The organism is Anaerohalosphaera lusitana, from assembly GCF_002007645.1.
GTDB lineage: Bacteria > Planctomycetota > Phycisphaerae > Sedimentisphaerales > Anaerohalosphaeraceae > Anaerohalosphaera > Anaerohalosphaera lusitana.
Genome location: NZ_CP019791.1, coordinates 1 through 16,338 on the forward strand (window position 1 = coordinate 1; position 16,338 = coordinate 16,338).

The window sequence follows — 16,338 nt, forward strand, 5'->3', positions numbered from 1 at the left end:
ATGCATACGACACTCATGGATGATGTTACAGCTATTGACAAGGCGATTTCGAAGCGTATTGGAGTTGGGAAGCACAAGGTCTGGTTCAAGAATTCAACGCAGTTTTCAGTCGCGGACGGGTATCTTACGATCGGCGTCCCGAATCACTTCATAGGCAGTTGGATAGAAAACCATTTTATGGACGATATCCAGGATGCTATTCGCGAAGTCACAGGCGATGAAAAGAAGATAACGTTCAATGTGGACGCTTCTCTGAGCGGCACGCAGAAAAAGCCGGTTCTGGATTCGCAGGCCAAATCGGTTCGCAAGGCACGCGAGGTGAACACTCGCAGACGCGTCAAACCCAAGGCGGTGAAGGTCAAGCCCCTGAAGCTGTCGCTGGACACGTTTATCGCCGGGCCGGGCAATGAGCTGGCGTTCAATGCGGCCAGGGCGGTCGTAAGCGAATCGAAAACACTGTTCAATCCGCTGTTCCTGCACGGCGGTTACGGTGTCGGCAAGACGCACCTGCTGCAGGGCATCTGCAATGAGATAAGCAAGCAAAGGCCCGGCGCGAGGTGGATATACGTCAGCGCGGAAGAATTCGCCAACGAGTTCGTGATCGCGCTCAAGACGCAGAAGCTCGATGCGTTCCGCCGGCGGTTCAGACAGGCGGACGTGCTGGCGATCGACGACATTCACTTCCTGGCGAGCAAGCCCTCGATGCAGGAGGAATTTCTGCACACGTTCAATACGATCGACCTTGCGGGCAAGCAGATCGTGCTCGCAAGCGACGCACATCCGAAGATGATCGGTCAGCTCTGCGAGAAGCTGGTGAGCCGATTCGTTTCGGGTATGGTGGTCAAGATGGAGTCACCGGATTTCGAGACGCGGTGCAGTATATGCAGACAGCGTGCGGCAGAGATGAAAAAGCACGTGCCCGACGAGGTGATCGAGCATATCGCAGGCAGCATGCACACGAATGTACGTGAGCTGGAAGGTGCATTGCTGAAGCTGGTGGCGTTCGCATCAATCGGCAACGGCCAGATCACGCTAAGGATGGCAGAGCAGGTCCTGGCCGAGCACATATCGCGGACCGATCCGATCGTGCATATTTCGGACATCGATTCTGCGACCGCGACGTATTTCGGCATCACGCCGGCGGACATTCATTCGTCTAAGAAGGACCGGACGGTGAGCACGGCCAGGTCGTTCAGCATGTATCTGGCGCGGAAGTACACGAAGATGAGCTATCCGGAGATCGGCAAGCTGATGGGCGGCAAGAATCATGCGACCGTTATACTGGCATGCCGAAAGGTCGAGAAGTGGATCAAGGGCAACAGCGATGTGAAATGGAAGACCGAGACGGGCCAGCGGGTCGTCAAGGCGCTGACCGTACTGGATGAGCTGACGAACTGTATCGGGTAGCGGAAAGCAAAAATAAGTGAAAGATTTTATGGTCGGTCCGGGAGCGGGTCGGCCTTTGTTATTTGGCAAGCTGGAAGGCTGTCGCGCTGAGAAGACATAAAAAAAGCAGCGACGAGGAGGGCGTCGCTGCTTCCCGCACAGGTTGTGTAACCTGGCGTCTTTAGGAGGAGGAGAATTTTATCATCACCACTCTTCACTCCTGATGGGTTCACTGCCTTTTACGGCCTTGCTTACTTCAGGTTCGGTAAATATACCTAAAATCATTAATAATTTCAAGGTGTCTGATGAAAAAAGTTCATGAGCAAGAGTATTTTTCGGAGCACTGAGTCGATCAGGGGCGGACCCAGAATACAGCATTTCGACATAAGTACATACTAAGAAAGGACTTAAAAAGAATACCTCCTTGACCGAAATCGTGGATGATATTGTTTTTGGTCAGTTAAATTTTCCGTTGAGTTTCAAAAATAGTTTTCGATACTTAGCAAAATACGAACATTTACTCATTTTAACGTTTTGTTCCGAATGAGTGGATTGGAAGCAGGTTCATAAAGAACCCAGCACCGGTGGGCAATATACCCCAATAACCATGCTTTTGAGCTAAAAGTTATTTTCAGAAGGAGTTAAAAATGGAATATTCGGTTGGCAGATGCGGCAGGGTCGTTTCGATGAGGCTTTTCGAGGGCGAGGATCTTTACGAGAGCATCGAGTCGGTCGCGAAGGATGAGAACATACGCTGCGGTGCGGTTTTCGTCACGGGCGGGTTCCGCAAAGCGAAGGTGGTTGTCGGCCCTGAACAGGAAAAGCCCAAGATCGTGCCGAATTTCCGCAACTTTGTCGGGCCCGGTGAGGTTCTTGGAGTGGGCACAGTTTACTGGGACGATGAGGGGCCGAAACTGCACATTCACACAGCCGCCGGACGCGGCGAGGAAACAGTCGTAGGCTGTCCGCGTGGCGGAGCATCTGTGTTTTTGATACTGGAAGTAACGATCATCGAGATAGAAGGCGTCAAGGCCAGTCGCGAATTCGACGCTGAAACCGGCGTGAAGCTGCTGCGGATCGTCCAGGGTGAATAAACAGGCGGTATTCAGCCGAACATGCTGCCGTAGTAATTAGATTTGCTGTGGCAGTTTGCCGGGCTTTTATGCGGTCTGGCTTGCAACTGTGCGAATTTCGCCGTCAGCGTATGGACCCGGACGGCCGAAAAAGATGAAATTGACGAGGATGAGCCCGAAGCCGGCAAAGAACAGCGCATACCGAAAACGCGGCTCAGAACAGCGAACGACCCATTGCGGACGGACAGGTGCTTCATCAGTTGGCGTTTCAGCCGTTTCGAGCACCTGTTCGACGCTTTTGAGCTGTGAGGGCGAGGCCTGCGGGAAGATCGTGTCCTCAGCTTTGGGTTCGATCCCCAGGGTGACCCGCTGGAGCTTTTCGATCGTGTCGGGGTTGGTACGTGCCTGGTATATCCGCATGTCGTAGTCTTTGAGCAGCGCGGTCAGCTCGGCGTTCTGGGCCTCGATCTCGGCTAGCTGCTGACGGCTTTCGTAATAGCCGTCGATCTCGCCAACCAGGATCGAGATAGAAACCGCGGACGCACCGGTGATGAAAAAGACGGTGAACAGTATGAATCTGAAAAAGCGCGTTATTGCCGGCATAATTTCGTGCTAAAGGAACATCAGTTCGCCCAATGAGCCGTTCGGTCGACGACGGCTACACTATAGTAAATCCGCTATCGGGATACAAATGCTTTTCGCGGCCCGTGGAAATTTGTTCACTGCGGCGGGCTTTTTGCTGCTGCCGCGCATAAAAAAGGCAGGGACACGAATGCCCCTGCCTGAATATCGGCATATTCAAGCTTAGTACTTGAAGATCTCGCCGCCCCACTTGGCCGCTGAGCCGAGCTCTTCCTGGATGCGGATGAGCTGGTTGTACTTAGCGACGCGGTCACTGCGGCATGGAGCACCTGTCTTGATCTGGCCAACGCCTGTTGCTACTGCCAGATCCGCGATGGTCGCGTCTTCGGTCTCGCCTGAGCGATGGCTCATTACAGCAGTGTAACCGTTGTTTCGAGCGAGGTTGATCGCTTCGAGCGTCTCGGTCAGCGTACCGATCTGGTTAACCTTGATAAGGATCGAGTTTGCACAACCCTTTTCGATACCGGTTGCCAGACGCTTTGTGTTGGTCACGAACAGGTCGTCACCGACGAGCTGACACTTGTCGCCCATCTTCTCTGTCATTGTCGCCCAACCCTTCCAGTCGTCTTCCGCAAGGCCGTCTTCGATCGAAACGATCGGATACTTATCCGCCCATTCCGCCCAGTGAGCGGCCATTTCTTCGCCGGTCATCTTCTTCTTAGGATCGCTCTTGAAGAATTTATACTTCTTCGTGCTCTTTTCCCACATCTCGGTAGAAGCAGGGTCCAGTGCAATGAAGATATCCTTACCTGGCTTGTAGCCGGCCTTCTTGATGGCGTCGATGATCACTTCGACAGCCTCTTCGTTCGACTGCAGCGAAGGAGCAAAGCCGCCCTCGTCACCTACTGAAGTATTGTAGCCCTTCTTCTTCAGTACGCCCTTGAGCTGATGGTACACTTCCGCACCCATCTGCAGAGCTTCGCTGAAGTCCTTGGCGCCGACGGGCATTACCATGAATTCCTGGAAGTCGACGTTATTGTCCGCATGCTCGCCGCCGTTGAGAATGTTCATCATTGGAACGGGCAGGACGTTTGCGTTGCAGCCGCCCACGTAGCGGTACAGGGGCAGTTCGCAGGATTCTGCTGCTGCTTTTGCAACCGCCAGCGACACGCCGAGGATGGCGTTTGCGCCGAGCTTGGCCTTGTTAGCTGTGCCGTCGAGTTCGCACATGAACTTGTCGATCTCTTCCTGGCAAAGTGCGTCCATGCCGAGGATCTCAGGTGCGATCACTTCGTTTACGTTCTTGACAGCAGTTTCGACGCCCTTGCCGCCGTAGCGTTTCTTGCGTTTGTCGCGAAGTTCTACAGCTTCGTATGCACCGGTGCTTGCACCGCTGGGTACTGCGGCACGGCCGAACGAGCCGTCTTCGAGCAGAACGTCGACCTCAACTGTGGGATTGCCACGGCTGTCGAGGATCTCTCTTGCTGTTACATCAACAATCATAGTGAACATTTGTGTTGCCTTTCAATTGATTCGTTATATTTGCGGCTTTCTTGTAACCGTATGTTGTCGCCCTGCCGTGTGGACGCGTAACCCCGGCGCGCGGGATTTCGGAGAGGTTACCGCAAGACAGACCGTTCGTCAAGGGTCTAATTGCCCGAATCAGTACTGACAATCGCGATTTCACCACGTTCCTGGACATAAATGTTCAAACAGATCGCGCCAACTCACTTCATATCACTTTACCGGCAATCGCATCATGCAACAATGGAACGTGCCAACGTCTTTCCGAGTGTTGTGGCCTTTTCCAGCACTTCGACATCATTTTTGACCTTACCGCGGTCAAAAATTCCATATACAGCAAGCTCGTCGATGACTTCATAGCCCAAAGACTGTAGTGCGACTCTCATTGACTCAATTGTAAAACCCATATCTTTCGGATCGGTCTGCTCGGCAACGCCGACAAGAACTGCCTTTCTGTTCTGTCCGGCTAATTGGCTGCTCCAGCTTCTTGGTCGATCATTCCCGAAGTTGTAAAAAGTGTACATCCTGTCAATAAAAGCCTTCATCAAGGCAGACACATTATAAGTATGTGCCGGCGAAAGCAAAACCAGACCTTGAGAGCTGACGACCTTGGGATAAACCTTCGTCATATCATCTTTGAGACCGGTACAGCTTTTGTCTTTTCGACATCTTTCACAGCCGATGCAAGACTGAAAATCCATCGTTCTGAGATGGATCTTCTCGCATTGAATGCGCAACGCTTCGACACCTTTTTGTACATGCTCCAGCAGTACATCTGAATTGCCGTTCTTTCTTGGGCTGCCTGAAATCCCCAAAACTTGCTGTTTCGGGGGCTCTTGTTTGTACATGTGTAAGGTACCTTTCTGAATAAAACCAGGACAGGACCATTCTCATTAGATATTGGAATTTCGTCAAGAATGTAATTGCCCGAATCAGTACTGTTACCCCGGTTTTCAGCCTAGCGGGCTGCGGAGCCATATAGACAGTGACCAAAGCCTGGTGACAAGTCAAAGTGGATATTTGGCTGGCAGGAGCTAACACGTGATAAATTATTTTTTCTAAGTTCAACCTATCAGCTTGATAATATCCGAAGAAATAACTACTATTTGCCGAAAACATGACTACATTCATAGCGAATGACGGCCGGGCAAGGACGTAGCGGCAGTGTAAGATTTTATTTGTATTCTTCACGAGATAGGGAAATCATGATCAGATCAAGCGGGCGTATCGGGGTTGCACTCTTTCTATGTATTCTGTACTCAGCAGCAACAGCAGGAGCACCGAGTTATTCGATCACAAACGACGTAATGGCCGAGCAGCAGGCCCAGGTCGAACAGGGCTTTGATGATCTGTTCGCAAATGAAGGAACCAAAAGATGGCTGGTCGAGGGTACAGGGCTCCCGGCTATTACATCGGAAACCTTATATGAAACAACAGGACTGATTAAGGATTTTAGCGGGATCATGACTGTCGGCTATGGAGGCTTGCATCTCAACAATGGAGAATGGCTCGACACCGGAAGCGGCATAATGCTGACACTGGAGAACTTCACCAGCTCAAAAGATGTGTCCATAACTGTTGACGGCTTGCATTTTCGCTCGGCCGATCTCAACAACGACATCGGAAGCCACTTGTATGTGGTAAAGAATACGCCGGGCGACACGGCTGGCAGGGTCAATAACAGAGGCTGGATATACAGCGGTTTCGGTTGGCCCAACTCATCATATGAAGCTCACGGCATCTCTCTCACAGCCAATACAGGCCTTACCGACGGTGTCCGAAACGAGGGAACCATCTTTGTTCAAAATGGTCGCGATTCCTTCGGCATATTCGTCGACAGCCCCGAGATCGGCGAGATAACCAATACCGGCCGAATATACGCCGGAGCTTCAGCGGATTCATCCAGAGGTATCTATGTATACGCAGGTACAAGCGTGGATAAGATCAGCAACAGCGGTACGATTTACATAAACAATCGGCCTGATGTTGCCCAGGGAATTGTAGCCGTTTCCAGTTCCGGAAGCCTTGACGTGGCGGAATTCACCAATGCCGGAGACATCCTTGTAAAGGGCGAGATGGCATACGGCATCACCGCACAAGACGTTCAGGGCACGGTCACCAACACAGCATCCGGCAACATAATGAGTATTTCCGAGGACGCATACGGCGCAGCATTCGGAATTACAGGCGGCAGCAACTCAGACTTGAAAATCGTGAACGAAGGCACGATCCTGGCAGGCGGACCCGCCGGTGCGGGACTGGCGGTCTACTATGACGCTGTCGTGAGCAACCCCGGCATCATCTATTCACTGGACCAGGCGAGGACGCTTTCGGTCGGATACGGAATCATGCGAGGCAACGCCACATTGGAAGATGATTTTTCCGTCCTTCTCACTGGTGACCCGCTCGACGAAAACTATGTCGAGGAGATCCTCATCACGAGCGGTTCGAGCCTGGACCTGAACAATGCAGATCTGCTCGTCAGGACTGACGACGGCTCTGTGCTGGATACGCCCTATCCGCTGATCGAGATCGGAACGAGCGACATTGGAGCTAAGAGGCAGGATCCTGAAGAAACGGATCCGCTCGTCGGCGATTTCGCCTCAGTCTCAGCGGTCAATCCGCAGGTCCAGGCAAGCTGGGACGCCGACAGCAGAAGCGTCACCATGAGCTACGGCCCGAAGGAAAGCCCCGCCGCACGTGTCCCCGAGGTCACACGCGAAACGGTCAGCCAATCGGTCAACATGGTTCAGGACCGGATGATATCCACGGCTGTTCTTGGCAACATGACCAATACGTTCCTGCCCGAGACGTCGATCAGCCGAAACAGCTCAGAGATGATCGCAAGTGCCGACACCAACTTCTCAGCAAAACCCAACGTAACCAGCGGCGAGTTATTTTTCCAGCCATACTACACAAAGACCGACAGAGAAGCCAACAGCGACGGCATGGGCTACGATTCGCATATGACGGGCTTTACCGTGGGCTACGATTGGTACTTCGACAGTTCGCTGGCGGGACTGCACGCCGGCTACGGCAGGGCCACCGTCGATTTCTCCGGCGCGGGCTACAACAGAAACAGCGAGGACCAGGACGTCTTCAGCGGCGGCGTACACTTCAGCAAAAAATGGGACAGCAACCTCTACGCGGGCCTGAGCTCGACTGCCTACGTCTCGATGCACGACTACTCCGGACGCACCGGCGCGGCACTGACCGACCGCGAGCATGCGGACTACACCGGCTACGGCATCCAGAACAGGCTCATCGGCGGATACATCATCGAATTCGACAAGTTCTCACTCATGCCCGAAGCAGGCATCGCACACACCTGGTCGCACAGAGAAAGCTACACCTCCGACGCGAGCGACCCGGCATGGGACACGCATTACAGCCAGTATGACGACAACGAGATCAAGAGCATACTCGGCGGCAGGATCATGGGCACATGGCACAAAGACGGCGTGACGATCCTGCCCAGCGCGGCCCTCAGTTGGGAACATGCTTTGACCGACGCGGACGGCGTGAGCCAGTCGCTGCCCGGCACGAGCCCCGTTACAGTCGAAAGCGACCAGTCTAACGACTCGATGGTGGCGAATCTGAGCATGACCCTGATCGAGAAGGATTTCAGCGTAGAACTGGGCTACACGTACGAGTACAACCAGGACGTCAGCTCAAACGGCGTATACGCAACCATCCGCAAGGCGTTCTAGAACAAAGCGTTTGCAGCCTTTTTTGATGAGACTGCATAATCCGAAGGCTTGTCATACACCTATCAAGGCCAGACGATCAGCTTTACCGCGATCAGCAGCAGGAAGACAGCGACGACTTTGCGAAAATTCTTCTGCGGGATGCGGTCCACCAGCCGCTGGGCGATCTTCGCACCCGCGAACGAGCCGGGGATGAACACGATCAGCCCCCACAGCAGACTGCTCGGCAGCCGGACGCCTTCGCTCGCATAGACACTCAGCCGGGTCGTGTCGATCACCAGCGCGATCGCGCCGGCCGTGGCAATGTAGACCGCCTTGGGCAGATCGAACGCGGTCAGAAACAGACTGCGGACCGCCCCGCCGATGCCGAAGATGCCCGCGAAAAAGCCCGACAGTGCCCCGCCGACCGCACCGGTCACGACCGTCGGCCTCACGCGAAACGAGCTCTGCACGAACAGGTACAGCACATACGCCGCGATCATGCCCCCGAGCACGCGGGAGAGAATCACCGACGGTATGTCGAACACGAGCTTCGCACCGATCGCGGTCGCGACCAGCCCCGGAACGCCGAAGCTCAGAACCAGCCCCCACCTAAAACCCTCACGAAACAGCACCAGCTTCCAAACATTGCCGAACCAGTGAATTATCCCCACGAACAGCAGCGTCTCGGGCACCGGATAAAACAGCACCATCACCGGCACCAGCAGCGTAGAAGTACCAAACCCAGTAAGCGTCCCAACCCCGCTGGCAACCAAAACCGCAATTAATATCGGTAGAACTTGCACCGTCCCCCCCTAGAAAAGTCGAAATAGTGACTGGATAAGAAGAATAACCGTGCCGGCGATCAAGAACCATGCCATTTTCACCAACAATTTTGCATGCTTGCCCTCAGGCGGCTTACATTTCAAAGACAGTATAAAAAGCACCAGGAACTGAACATACAAAAACACACTTATGAGATCAAACGCATTCATCCGTCTATTTCCAAATCTTCATTCAGGTAGCAGGATCAACAAGAATAATCTAGTAATTGCTAACTGTCTTGTTAAAACCACCACATAACCTAACTAAACTGTTGAACTGAACGGCCGATATTTGTAATATTACATTAGCGGGTAAGATCTGCAATGTGCCCTGGATGTTCCCTTCCATCGGTTGGCCATAGTCCAGGGATGATCGGCATTGCAGGGTCCGCTTTTTTTGTGCGCATTCATCGAATAGCATCACCCCTATTTTCACCAAATCCTTCAGTCTTACTCCTAGTATACAGACTACCCCCAACGAAAAAAGCTTTTTATAAAATATTGCCCAATCTGACTCCGTTAAACTTTCTTGTCATCTTGCATTCCGCATCAGCCCTTGCCAACACGCCCCCAATAAGTTATCATTCCCGGTTATGAAGATACCACTAACAAAATACGGAATGCCCCAGGTTGCGGTTTTTCCTGGGCTTGTTGTCGCTGCGATGCTCACCATCGCGATCGGCGGACACTACGACGTCATTCGGCCCGGCTGGGTCCGGGGCAGCGAGATCGTGCTCGCCGCCGTGCTGGTCTGGGTGCTGGCGTTCTTCCGCGACCCCGAGCGCAACGTCCCCGCCGACGAGTCCCTGCTGCTCTCCCCCGCGGACGGCCGAATATCCGACATAACCGAAGTCGACGAGCCCGCCCTGGGCGGCACAGCCATACGCATCGGCATATTCCTCAACATCTTCAACGTGCACATCAACCGCGCACCATGCTCCGTCCGCATCGGCAAGATCACATACAAAGAAGGCGAGTTCAAGAACGCCTGCGACCCCGAGTCCGCCCGCGTCAACGAATCGAACGCCCTCGAAATGCAGCGCACAGCCCAGCCCGCGGACAAGCTCATCGTCCGCCAGATATCCGGCGCGATCGCAAGGCGCATCGTCTGCGCCACCGCCGAAGGCGACGAACTCACGCAGGGCCGGCGGTTCGGCATGATCAAGTTCGGCTCGCGGACCGAGCTCTACCTGCCCGCACGCGAGAACGCATCCGTGCAGGTGCAGGTCGGCGACAAGGTAAAAGCGGGTCTTACGGTACTGGTGAAATACGAATGACGCCCAAACAAAACAACAACGGCACGAAGGCGAATCTGATGAGGCGGGTGCACAAGCATCGGCTCAAGACGGTCGCAGTCCTGCCCTCGCTGATCACGCTGCTCAACGGACTGGCCGGCTTCGCGGCGATATGGTTCGCGGGCGACGGCATGTACATGTTCTCGTTCCACCAGGTCGAGATATCGTATTTCTCTGTCGCAGCCGCCCTGATATTCATCGCGATGGTCGCCGATATGCTCGACGGCCGGATCGCGCGGATGAGTCACGCGACCTCCAGCTTCGGCGGACAGCTCGACAGCCTCTGCGACGTCATTTCCTTCGGCCTCGCACCGGCGTACCTGGTGCTCAAGATGATGGAGTATAAGCTCACCGCACTGGTGAACCCGCCCGCCGAGCTGTCCGGATTCCTCACGCGTTTCATCTGGCTCGCAGCAGCGGTCTACCTGGCGTGCGCGGCCATCCGCCTGGCGCGGTTCAACGTCGAAAACGAAGAAGACGAGACTTCGCACATGTCGTTCATGGGCCTGCCCACCCCCGCCGCAGCAGGCGGGCTCGCGTCGATGGTCATGTTCTACGAGGGCCTCGTCACGACCGTCAGCCGCGACTCGATCGTCTTCACGCTCGGCGAAGGATTCATACTCTTCTCCATGCCCTTCGCGGCCATGATGTGCGGCCTGCTGATGATCAGCAGAATACGCTACCCGCACGTGGTGAACCAGCTCATCCGCGGCAGACAGCCCATGACGCACCTGCTCTATTCACTCGTATTGCTCGGCCTGATTCTCTGGTCACTCACAAACGCCCTGCTGATCGTCTTCTGGCTGTTCATCTTCAGCGGACTGTTCAAATGGGCACACCACCTCGCCCTGCGAACCAGACACAAACACACAAATACCGAACCCGCAAACACCCACGCGAAGTAAATTTCATTGCGGAGTATAGTGTAACGAAAGCAATCTAATATTCGCTTCAGTTACCGCACTCCACAGGCTTAAAATACATCTTGAAATCCACATCACCCGTGCTTGGGATGCACAGATACTTGCCCGATCTGGTCAGCCTGGCAGTCTCCGGACTCTCTACAACAATGGTGTTCGCATCAGGCCGCTTGATGACCTCATAGTCGCGGGTCTTATCACCTTCTGCTGTGAAGAAGGTGATCTCATCAGCGGTAAAGCGGATCCGAACGTCTTCCAGTTGGCTCATCAGCTTGCCCACAAGCTCCGCACCCAACTCCTCTGCGACGTCGTCCGGCACCCCCGCCGCTTTGATATTTGCCGGCAAATTCGCCTTCGTCGCCTGTCCGTCATAAACCCATTCACCGATCAGCCAGTCATCGCTCTCCTTGGAACAGCCCCCCAAAACGCTCAACCCCGCCAGAACCACACCAGCAACGCACCTTTGCAAATTTCTGCCCATTCTTACCCCTTTCAATATTCACTCATCGCCATCTGCAAAAAAACAGACTTGAATGAACAACCGCCCCCCGCCACTATCACCTTCACTCCACAGGCTTGAAGTACATCTTGAAATCGACATCGCCCGCGCTTGGAATACACAGATACTTGCCGGACCTGATGAACGTCGCAGGCTCTTCGCTCTCGATCTTTATCGTATTGGCATCAGGCCTGGATGCGATCTTGTAATCGTGAGTCTCTGTGCCTTTGGCCGAAATGAAGGAAACCTCATCAGCGGTAAAATGCAGTTCAACGCCCTCCATCTGACTCATAAGCTGCTCCACAAGCTGGGCGCCCAACTGCTCTGCCATAATGTCCGGAACCCCCTCGGCCTTGATATTGGTCGGCAGATTCGACTTCGTCGCCTGCGCATCGTACGCCCATTCACCGATCAGCCAGTTATCACTCTCCTTGGAACAGCCAGCCAAAACACTCAATCCCGCCAGGGCCGTACACATAACGCAAGTTAGTAATGATCTGCTCATCTCCATCCCTTTCTGTACATTGGTTGTTGTGATATTTATAGTACAGACCCGGACGGATATGGAATGTTACGGGAAAAATAAATTTTCTTCGTTTTTTTTACAAGAAGCTGTTTATATGACCGCACCGCTGAATTGACCCCCGCAGCAGATCATATCATTTCGATTCCTTTAAGGATGCCTGTTTCTCCTCGTTTAGCAGCAGATCGACTACGCAATCCGAAAATCCGTTTGCCCAGGCCCATCGCTTATTCTCCGGCATCGACTCGGGAAACCACTCGAACCACACACAAAAGGCTGCTGCCCGCTTTTCGTCAAAAACATACAACCCCCAGCCCAGCATATTGTATTGCGGCCTGGGCGGCCTTTTCCAGATTATGCTCCCTCCTTTGCCCACGCTCTCGCATCCTGCAGGAGTGCCCCGCGGAGCAAAACGCTTTGGATTGCGCATCAGCGAAGCAAGCACCTTCTCGCTGACAGCTTTGTTGAAAAGTTTGCCCTCATGCAGGAGCTTGAAAAACTCGACCACGCTCCTTGCCGTTCCATGCTGGGGCAGGAACTTGTCTTTCGGCAAAACCTTGGCCCCAAACACCCTCTTGTCGAGCTGTTCTTCAAGCCCTCCCGGTCTCGGCCAGACAGTCATACTCAATCCTTCGATCGACAGCTTTTTCGCAAGCGCGTCGACATTTTCATACCCCACCCGCCTTGCCAGTGCCGTCGTTGCCTCATTATCGCTGACGCCGATCATCTTGTCGATCGCCTCGGTGATCGTACAGCTTTCCTTTTCACCTCCACGATCTATCTCGACCGACTCCGACAATTTGAGGCCCCCTGCATCCTGCTGCCGCATTATTTCAAGCAGGACGAACAGCTTCACAATACTTGCCAGGCACGCCGGCTGCTCACTCCTGTACCCCAGCGTCGCTCCTGTATTGAGATTGATCCCGTAGAACCCTACCTCCGCAGGACAAACCTTAGCCAGCGCCGTCAAATCCCGTGGCGTTTCGATCACACTAAGTGCATCCATCGGATCACTCGGCCGCGGGATCTGCAGTTGCTTACCTTCGCGAACCCGGACCTCTTTCTCGACGCCGTCAAGAATGTATGTCACGACCAGGTGCTTTGGATGTCCGAAAAAAGGATCGCCCGCGATGTTGTTGGATACGTAAATCGACAGCCGGTTCGAGTCAACTCTGCTCCGCAGCTCATCCGTGACATCCAGCCACTTATCCTCCGCTCCGTATTTGGCCGAAACTATCTCCAGCTTCTCAGGCTCAACCGGCTTCGGTGGAGTCGGCAGACCCTTTCCCTCAGCGATGCTTTCTATCGAATCATTGAAAGTTCTGTATTCGGCCCCGCCGGATACTCCGACACAAACACCAACCGCCATCATAAACAGAATTACCGCTCTACCCATACCAGCTCCTCTCACTATACGATATACAAGTTAGAAGCTGTTTCAAAACCGCTTCTAGACAAGCATAAGCGAGAAACGTAACAGAAAAAAGCAAATAATCCTGAAATGACACCGGTGCCCTTGTCCGGAATACTGGTCTTTCTGGTTTCACCTGATTTCTACAGCTTCTAGCCGCAAAACCGCAGCATCAACCCTGTGCGTACCCGATCATGGTCTTCGCAACCTCGTTGAGGGGAACGATCTTCTCGGCAGCACCTACCCGGGCGGCCTCTTTAGGCATGCCGTAGACCACGCTCGTGGCTTCATCCTGCACGACAGTATGTGCACCCGCGTTTTTCATGTTCAGCAGCCCCTGCGCCCCGTCCGCTCCCATGCCCGTCAGGATCGCGCCGATCGCATTCGCACCCGCGAACTTCGCGACGGAGTTCATCATCACCTCAACCGACGGCTTCTGATGACACACCCGCGGCCCGTCCTTAACGGTCACATAATAATTCGCCCCGGACCGCTGCAGCAGCATATGATACCCGCCGGGCGCAATAAGGATCCGCCCCGGTATCACGCGGTCGCCGTCCTTCGCCTCGGCCACATTCATCGCGCACGCACCGTTAAGACGCTGCGCGAAAGATGTCGTAAAATGCGCCGGCATGTGCTGAACGACCAGCGTGCCCGGCGCGTTCGCAGGCAGATAAGGCAGCACTGCAGACAGCGCCTTCACCCCGCCGGTCGACGCACCGATCGCGAAAATTTTGTTGGTCGTTTCAGTCATCGCAAGCCGCTGCGTGGGCGAAGCAGTACCGGACTGCGGCGTAGCCTTCTTCTGCACCTTGACCCGCGAAGCCGCCTTGATAACCGACGTTAACTGCCGACACGCATCACCCACCGAATACGCCGCACCAGGTTTGCACATGACTTCAACCGCACCCGCGTCCAGCGCTTCCATAGCCGTCTTTCCGCCCTGCGGAGTCAGCGAGCTGAGCACAACAACGGGCATCGGCTTGCTGGCCATCAGCTTGCGCAAAAATGTGATGCCGTCCATACGCGGCATCTCCACATCCAGCGTAAGCACATCCGGCTTGAGCTGCAATATCTTATCGCGTGCGATATACGGATCTGGCGCGGTGCCGATCACTTCTATACCGTCGGCCGCGTTGAGTTCTTTGCTGAGTATTTTGCGAACGATCGCTGAATCATCAACGATGAGTACTTTTATGTTGGCATTAAGCGTGAGCATCACATCTCGTCTGGTTTAATAATTATAGCTTTTTGTCGCGACCGACGCACCTGACCGTGAGCGTCCCGTCGGCAATATCGAGATACATATTTCGCGGCGACGTCCCGCCGATATCTTCCGCATCGATGAACATCCCCAGCTTCCAGAACACCTTCCGTATCGCAAGATGGTTCCGCTTGCCGATGTCGAACCCCTTGGGCCCTGTCGACATCGCAGCCCCGCCCGCGATCTTGACGTTCATACGTTTTTTCGACGCCCCCATCGAGACCATCTTATCCACCAGCAGCTTGATCCCCGTATCCGCGAACATGAACGGCAGGCGTTTCGCCTTCTCCGGATCGAGCTTCGATTCGGGCAACTGATAGTGCAGCATCCCGCCGATCTTTGTCGCAGGATCGTAAAGCGAAACCCCCACGCAAGACCCGAGCGAGTATGTAACGATCACCTCGTTCGGATTCCGCGAAACCGCCGCGTCGGATATATCTACTGTTTTCTTTGTCTTAACCATAGCGTGCTACACCTTGGCATAAATTGTCGGTTGAACATAACGGAAGCGGTGCTTGATCCCGGTCAGCGATTCCGAATGCCCCGTAAAGAGCACCCCGCCGGGCTGTAGAATATCGTAATACCGGTTCACCAGCCGCTCCTGTGTCGGCTTATCAAAATATATCATAACGTTCCGACAGAATATAAAATCCAGCGGCACCTTGATCGGCCACTCCTGCATCAGATTGAGCTGCCCGAAATAGATGCACTCGCGAAGAATCTTCGCAACACGAAACATCTTCTCGCCGTCGCTTTTCTCACGAATCAGATAGCGATGCTTCAACTCCGCCGGCACCGGCGCTACCCGCTTTTCCGGATATATCCCAGTACGTGCCCGATCCAGCACCGTCGTCGATATGTCGGTCGCCAGGATCTTCACCTGAAACTCCGGCGCATTCTTCAGCTCACTCAAAAGCGTGATCGCCAGCGAATACGGCTCCTCGCCCGACGAACACCCCGCACTCCATGCACGCACCACCTTATCACCGGAAGCACGTTTTTTCGTGATCAGCGACGGCAGGAACTCATCACACAGAAAATCAAAATGCTTCTGCTCGCGAAAGAAGCTCGTCAGGTTCGTCGAGATCGCATCCACCAGCAGAGAAAACTCCTTGCCGCTGTGATCGCGAAGTGCATACGACAGATAATCGCTGATCGACCTGCGTTTCGTCACCCGCATCCGCTTCGCAAGCCTCGCCCGCACAAGCTCCTTCTTACCGTCATGCAGGTTGATCCCGCAATGCTCATAAATAACTCGGCTGACCTGACGAAAATCATCGTCGGTCAAATTCGCATCCGAAGAATATGTCGTACAACCCACCATCTGCCTTCCCTGCCAAATCTATGTTTT

General features: G+C 54.1%; 15 protein-coding genes. 5 read left to right on the forward strand and 10 right to left on the reverse strand.

Features of this window, described 5'->3' with window-relative positions:
* Entirely contained in the window at positions 1–1,407 is a 1,407-nt protein-coding gene (dnaA, locus tag STSP2_RS00005; protein WP_205847943.1) for a chromosomal replication initiator protein DnaA, read from the forward strand.
* A 626-nt stretch (positions 1,408–2,033) separates the two neighbouring features.
* A complete protein-coding gene (locus STSP2_RS00010; protein ID WP_146658661.1) occupies positions 2,034–2,480 on the forward strand; it encodes a PPC domain-containing DNA-binding protein in 447 nt (148 codons plus the stop codon).
* 66 nt (positions 2,481–2,546) lie between these two features.
* On the opposite strand, the gene STSP2_RS00015 is transcribed toward STSP2_RS00010, so the two are convergent.
* The 3 genes from STSP2_RS00015 to STSP2_RS00025 form a co-directional block, all read right to left on the reverse strand.
* The gene (locus STSP2_RS00015; RefSeq protein ID WP_146658662.1) at positions 2,547–3,062 is read right to left on the reverse strand and encodes an FtsB family cell division protein; all 516 of its coding nucleotides are present in this window, start codon (positions 3,060–3,062) and stop codon (positions 2,547–2,549) included.
* A gap of 201 nt (positions 3,063–3,263) precedes the next feature.
* Positions 3,264–4,553 carry a phosphopyruvate hydratase gene (gene eno / locus STSP2_RS00020; protein WP_146658664.1) on the reverse strand — a complete coding sequence of 430 codons (1,290 nt, stop codon included), beginning with the start codon at positions 4,551–4,553 and terminating at the stop codon, positions 3,264–3,266.
* A gap of 245 nt (positions 4,554–4,798) precedes the next feature.
* Entirely contained in the window at positions 4,799–5,413 is a 615-nt protein-coding gene (locus STSP2_RS00025; protein WP_146658666.1) for a flavodoxin family protein, read from the reverse strand.
* Positions 5,414–5,770: 357 nt separating this feature from the next.
* Between STSP2_RS00025 and STSP2_RS00030 the strand changes: the two genes are divergently transcribed.
* Positions 5,771–8,275 carry an autotransporter family protein gene (locus tag STSP2_RS00030; protein ID WP_146658668.1) on the forward strand — a complete coding sequence of 835 codons (2,505 nt, stop codon included), beginning with the start codon at positions 5,771–5,773 and terminating at the stop codon, positions 8,273–8,275.
* 62 nt (positions 8,276–8,337) lie between these two features.
* On the opposite strand, the gene STSP2_RS00035 is transcribed toward STSP2_RS00030, so the two are convergent.
* Positions 8,338–9,057 carry a sulfite exporter TauE/SafE family protein gene (locus tag STSP2_RS00035; RefSeq protein ID WP_146658670.1) on the reverse strand — a complete coding sequence of 240 codons (720 nt, stop codon included), beginning with the start codon at positions 9,055–9,057 and terminating at the stop codon, positions 8,338–8,340.
* A 611-nt stretch (positions 9,058–9,668) separates the two neighbouring features.
* Between STSP2_RS00035 and STSP2_RS00040 the strand changes: the two genes are divergently transcribed.
* Positions 9,669–10,352 (forward strand): phosphatidylserine decarboxylase, encoded by a 684-nt coding sequence (locus STSP2_RS00040; protein WP_146658671.1) that lies wholly within the window; start codon positions 9,669–9,671, stop codon positions 10,350–10,352.
* Positions 10,349–11,275, forward strand: coding sequence for a CDP-alcohol phosphatidyltransferase family protein (locus STSP2_RS00045; RefSeq protein ID WP_146658673.1), 927 nt, complete (start codon positions 10,349–10,351; stop codon positions 11,273–11,275). The genes STSP2_RS00040 and STSP2_RS00045 overlap by 4 nt, the downstream gene beginning before the upstream one ends.
* Positions 11,276–11,321: 46 nt before the next feature.
* Here the strand turns inward: STSP2_RS00045 and STSP2_RS00050 are convergent, their stop codons facing one another.
* The 6 genes from STSP2_RS00050 to STSP2_RS00075 all read right to left on the reverse strand — a co-directional run bounded on the left by STSP2_RS00050 (position 11,322) and on the right by STSP2_RS00075 (position 16,311).
* Positions 11,322–11,771 (reverse strand): hypothetical protein, encoded by a 450-nt coding sequence (locus STSP2_RS00050; protein ID WP_146658675.1) that lies wholly within the window; start codon positions 11,769–11,771, stop codon positions 11,322–11,324.
* An 82-nt stretch (positions 11,772–11,853) separates the two neighbouring features.
* On the reverse strand, positions 11,854–12,294 hold the full coding sequence (locus STSP2_RS00055) for a hypothetical protein (RefSeq protein WP_146658677.1): 441 nt from the start codon (positions 12,292–12,294) through the stop codon (positions 11,854–11,856).
* Positions 12,295–12,448: 154 nt separating this feature from the next.
* The gene (locus tag STSP2_RS00060) at positions 12,449–13,708 is read right to left on the reverse strand and encodes a serine hydrolase (RefSeq protein ID WP_146658679.1); all 1,260 of its coding nucleotides are present in this window, start codon (positions 13,706–13,708) and stop codon (positions 12,449–12,451) included.
* A gap of 187 nt (positions 13,709–13,895) precedes the next feature.
* A complete protein-coding gene (locus STSP2_RS00065) occupies positions 13,896–14,942 on the reverse strand; it encodes a protein-glutamate methylesterase/protein-glutamine glutaminase (protein ID WP_146658681.1) in 1,047 nt (348 codons plus the stop codon).
* Between the two features lie 22 nt (positions 14,943–14,964).
* Positions 14,965–15,450 carry a chemotaxis protein CheD gene (locus STSP2_RS00070; protein WP_146658683.1) on the reverse strand — a complete coding sequence of 162 codons (486 nt, stop codon included), beginning with the start codon at positions 15,448–15,450 and terminating at the stop codon, positions 14,965–14,967.
* Positions 15,451–15,456: 6 nt separating this feature from the next.
* Positions 15,457–16,311 carry a CheR family methyltransferase gene (locus tag STSP2_RS00075; protein WP_146658685.1) on the reverse strand — a complete coding sequence of 285 codons (855 nt, stop codon included), beginning with the start codon at positions 16,309–16,311 and terminating at the stop codon, positions 15,457–15,459.
* Between the last annotated feature and the right edge of the window lie 27 nt (positions 16,312–16,338).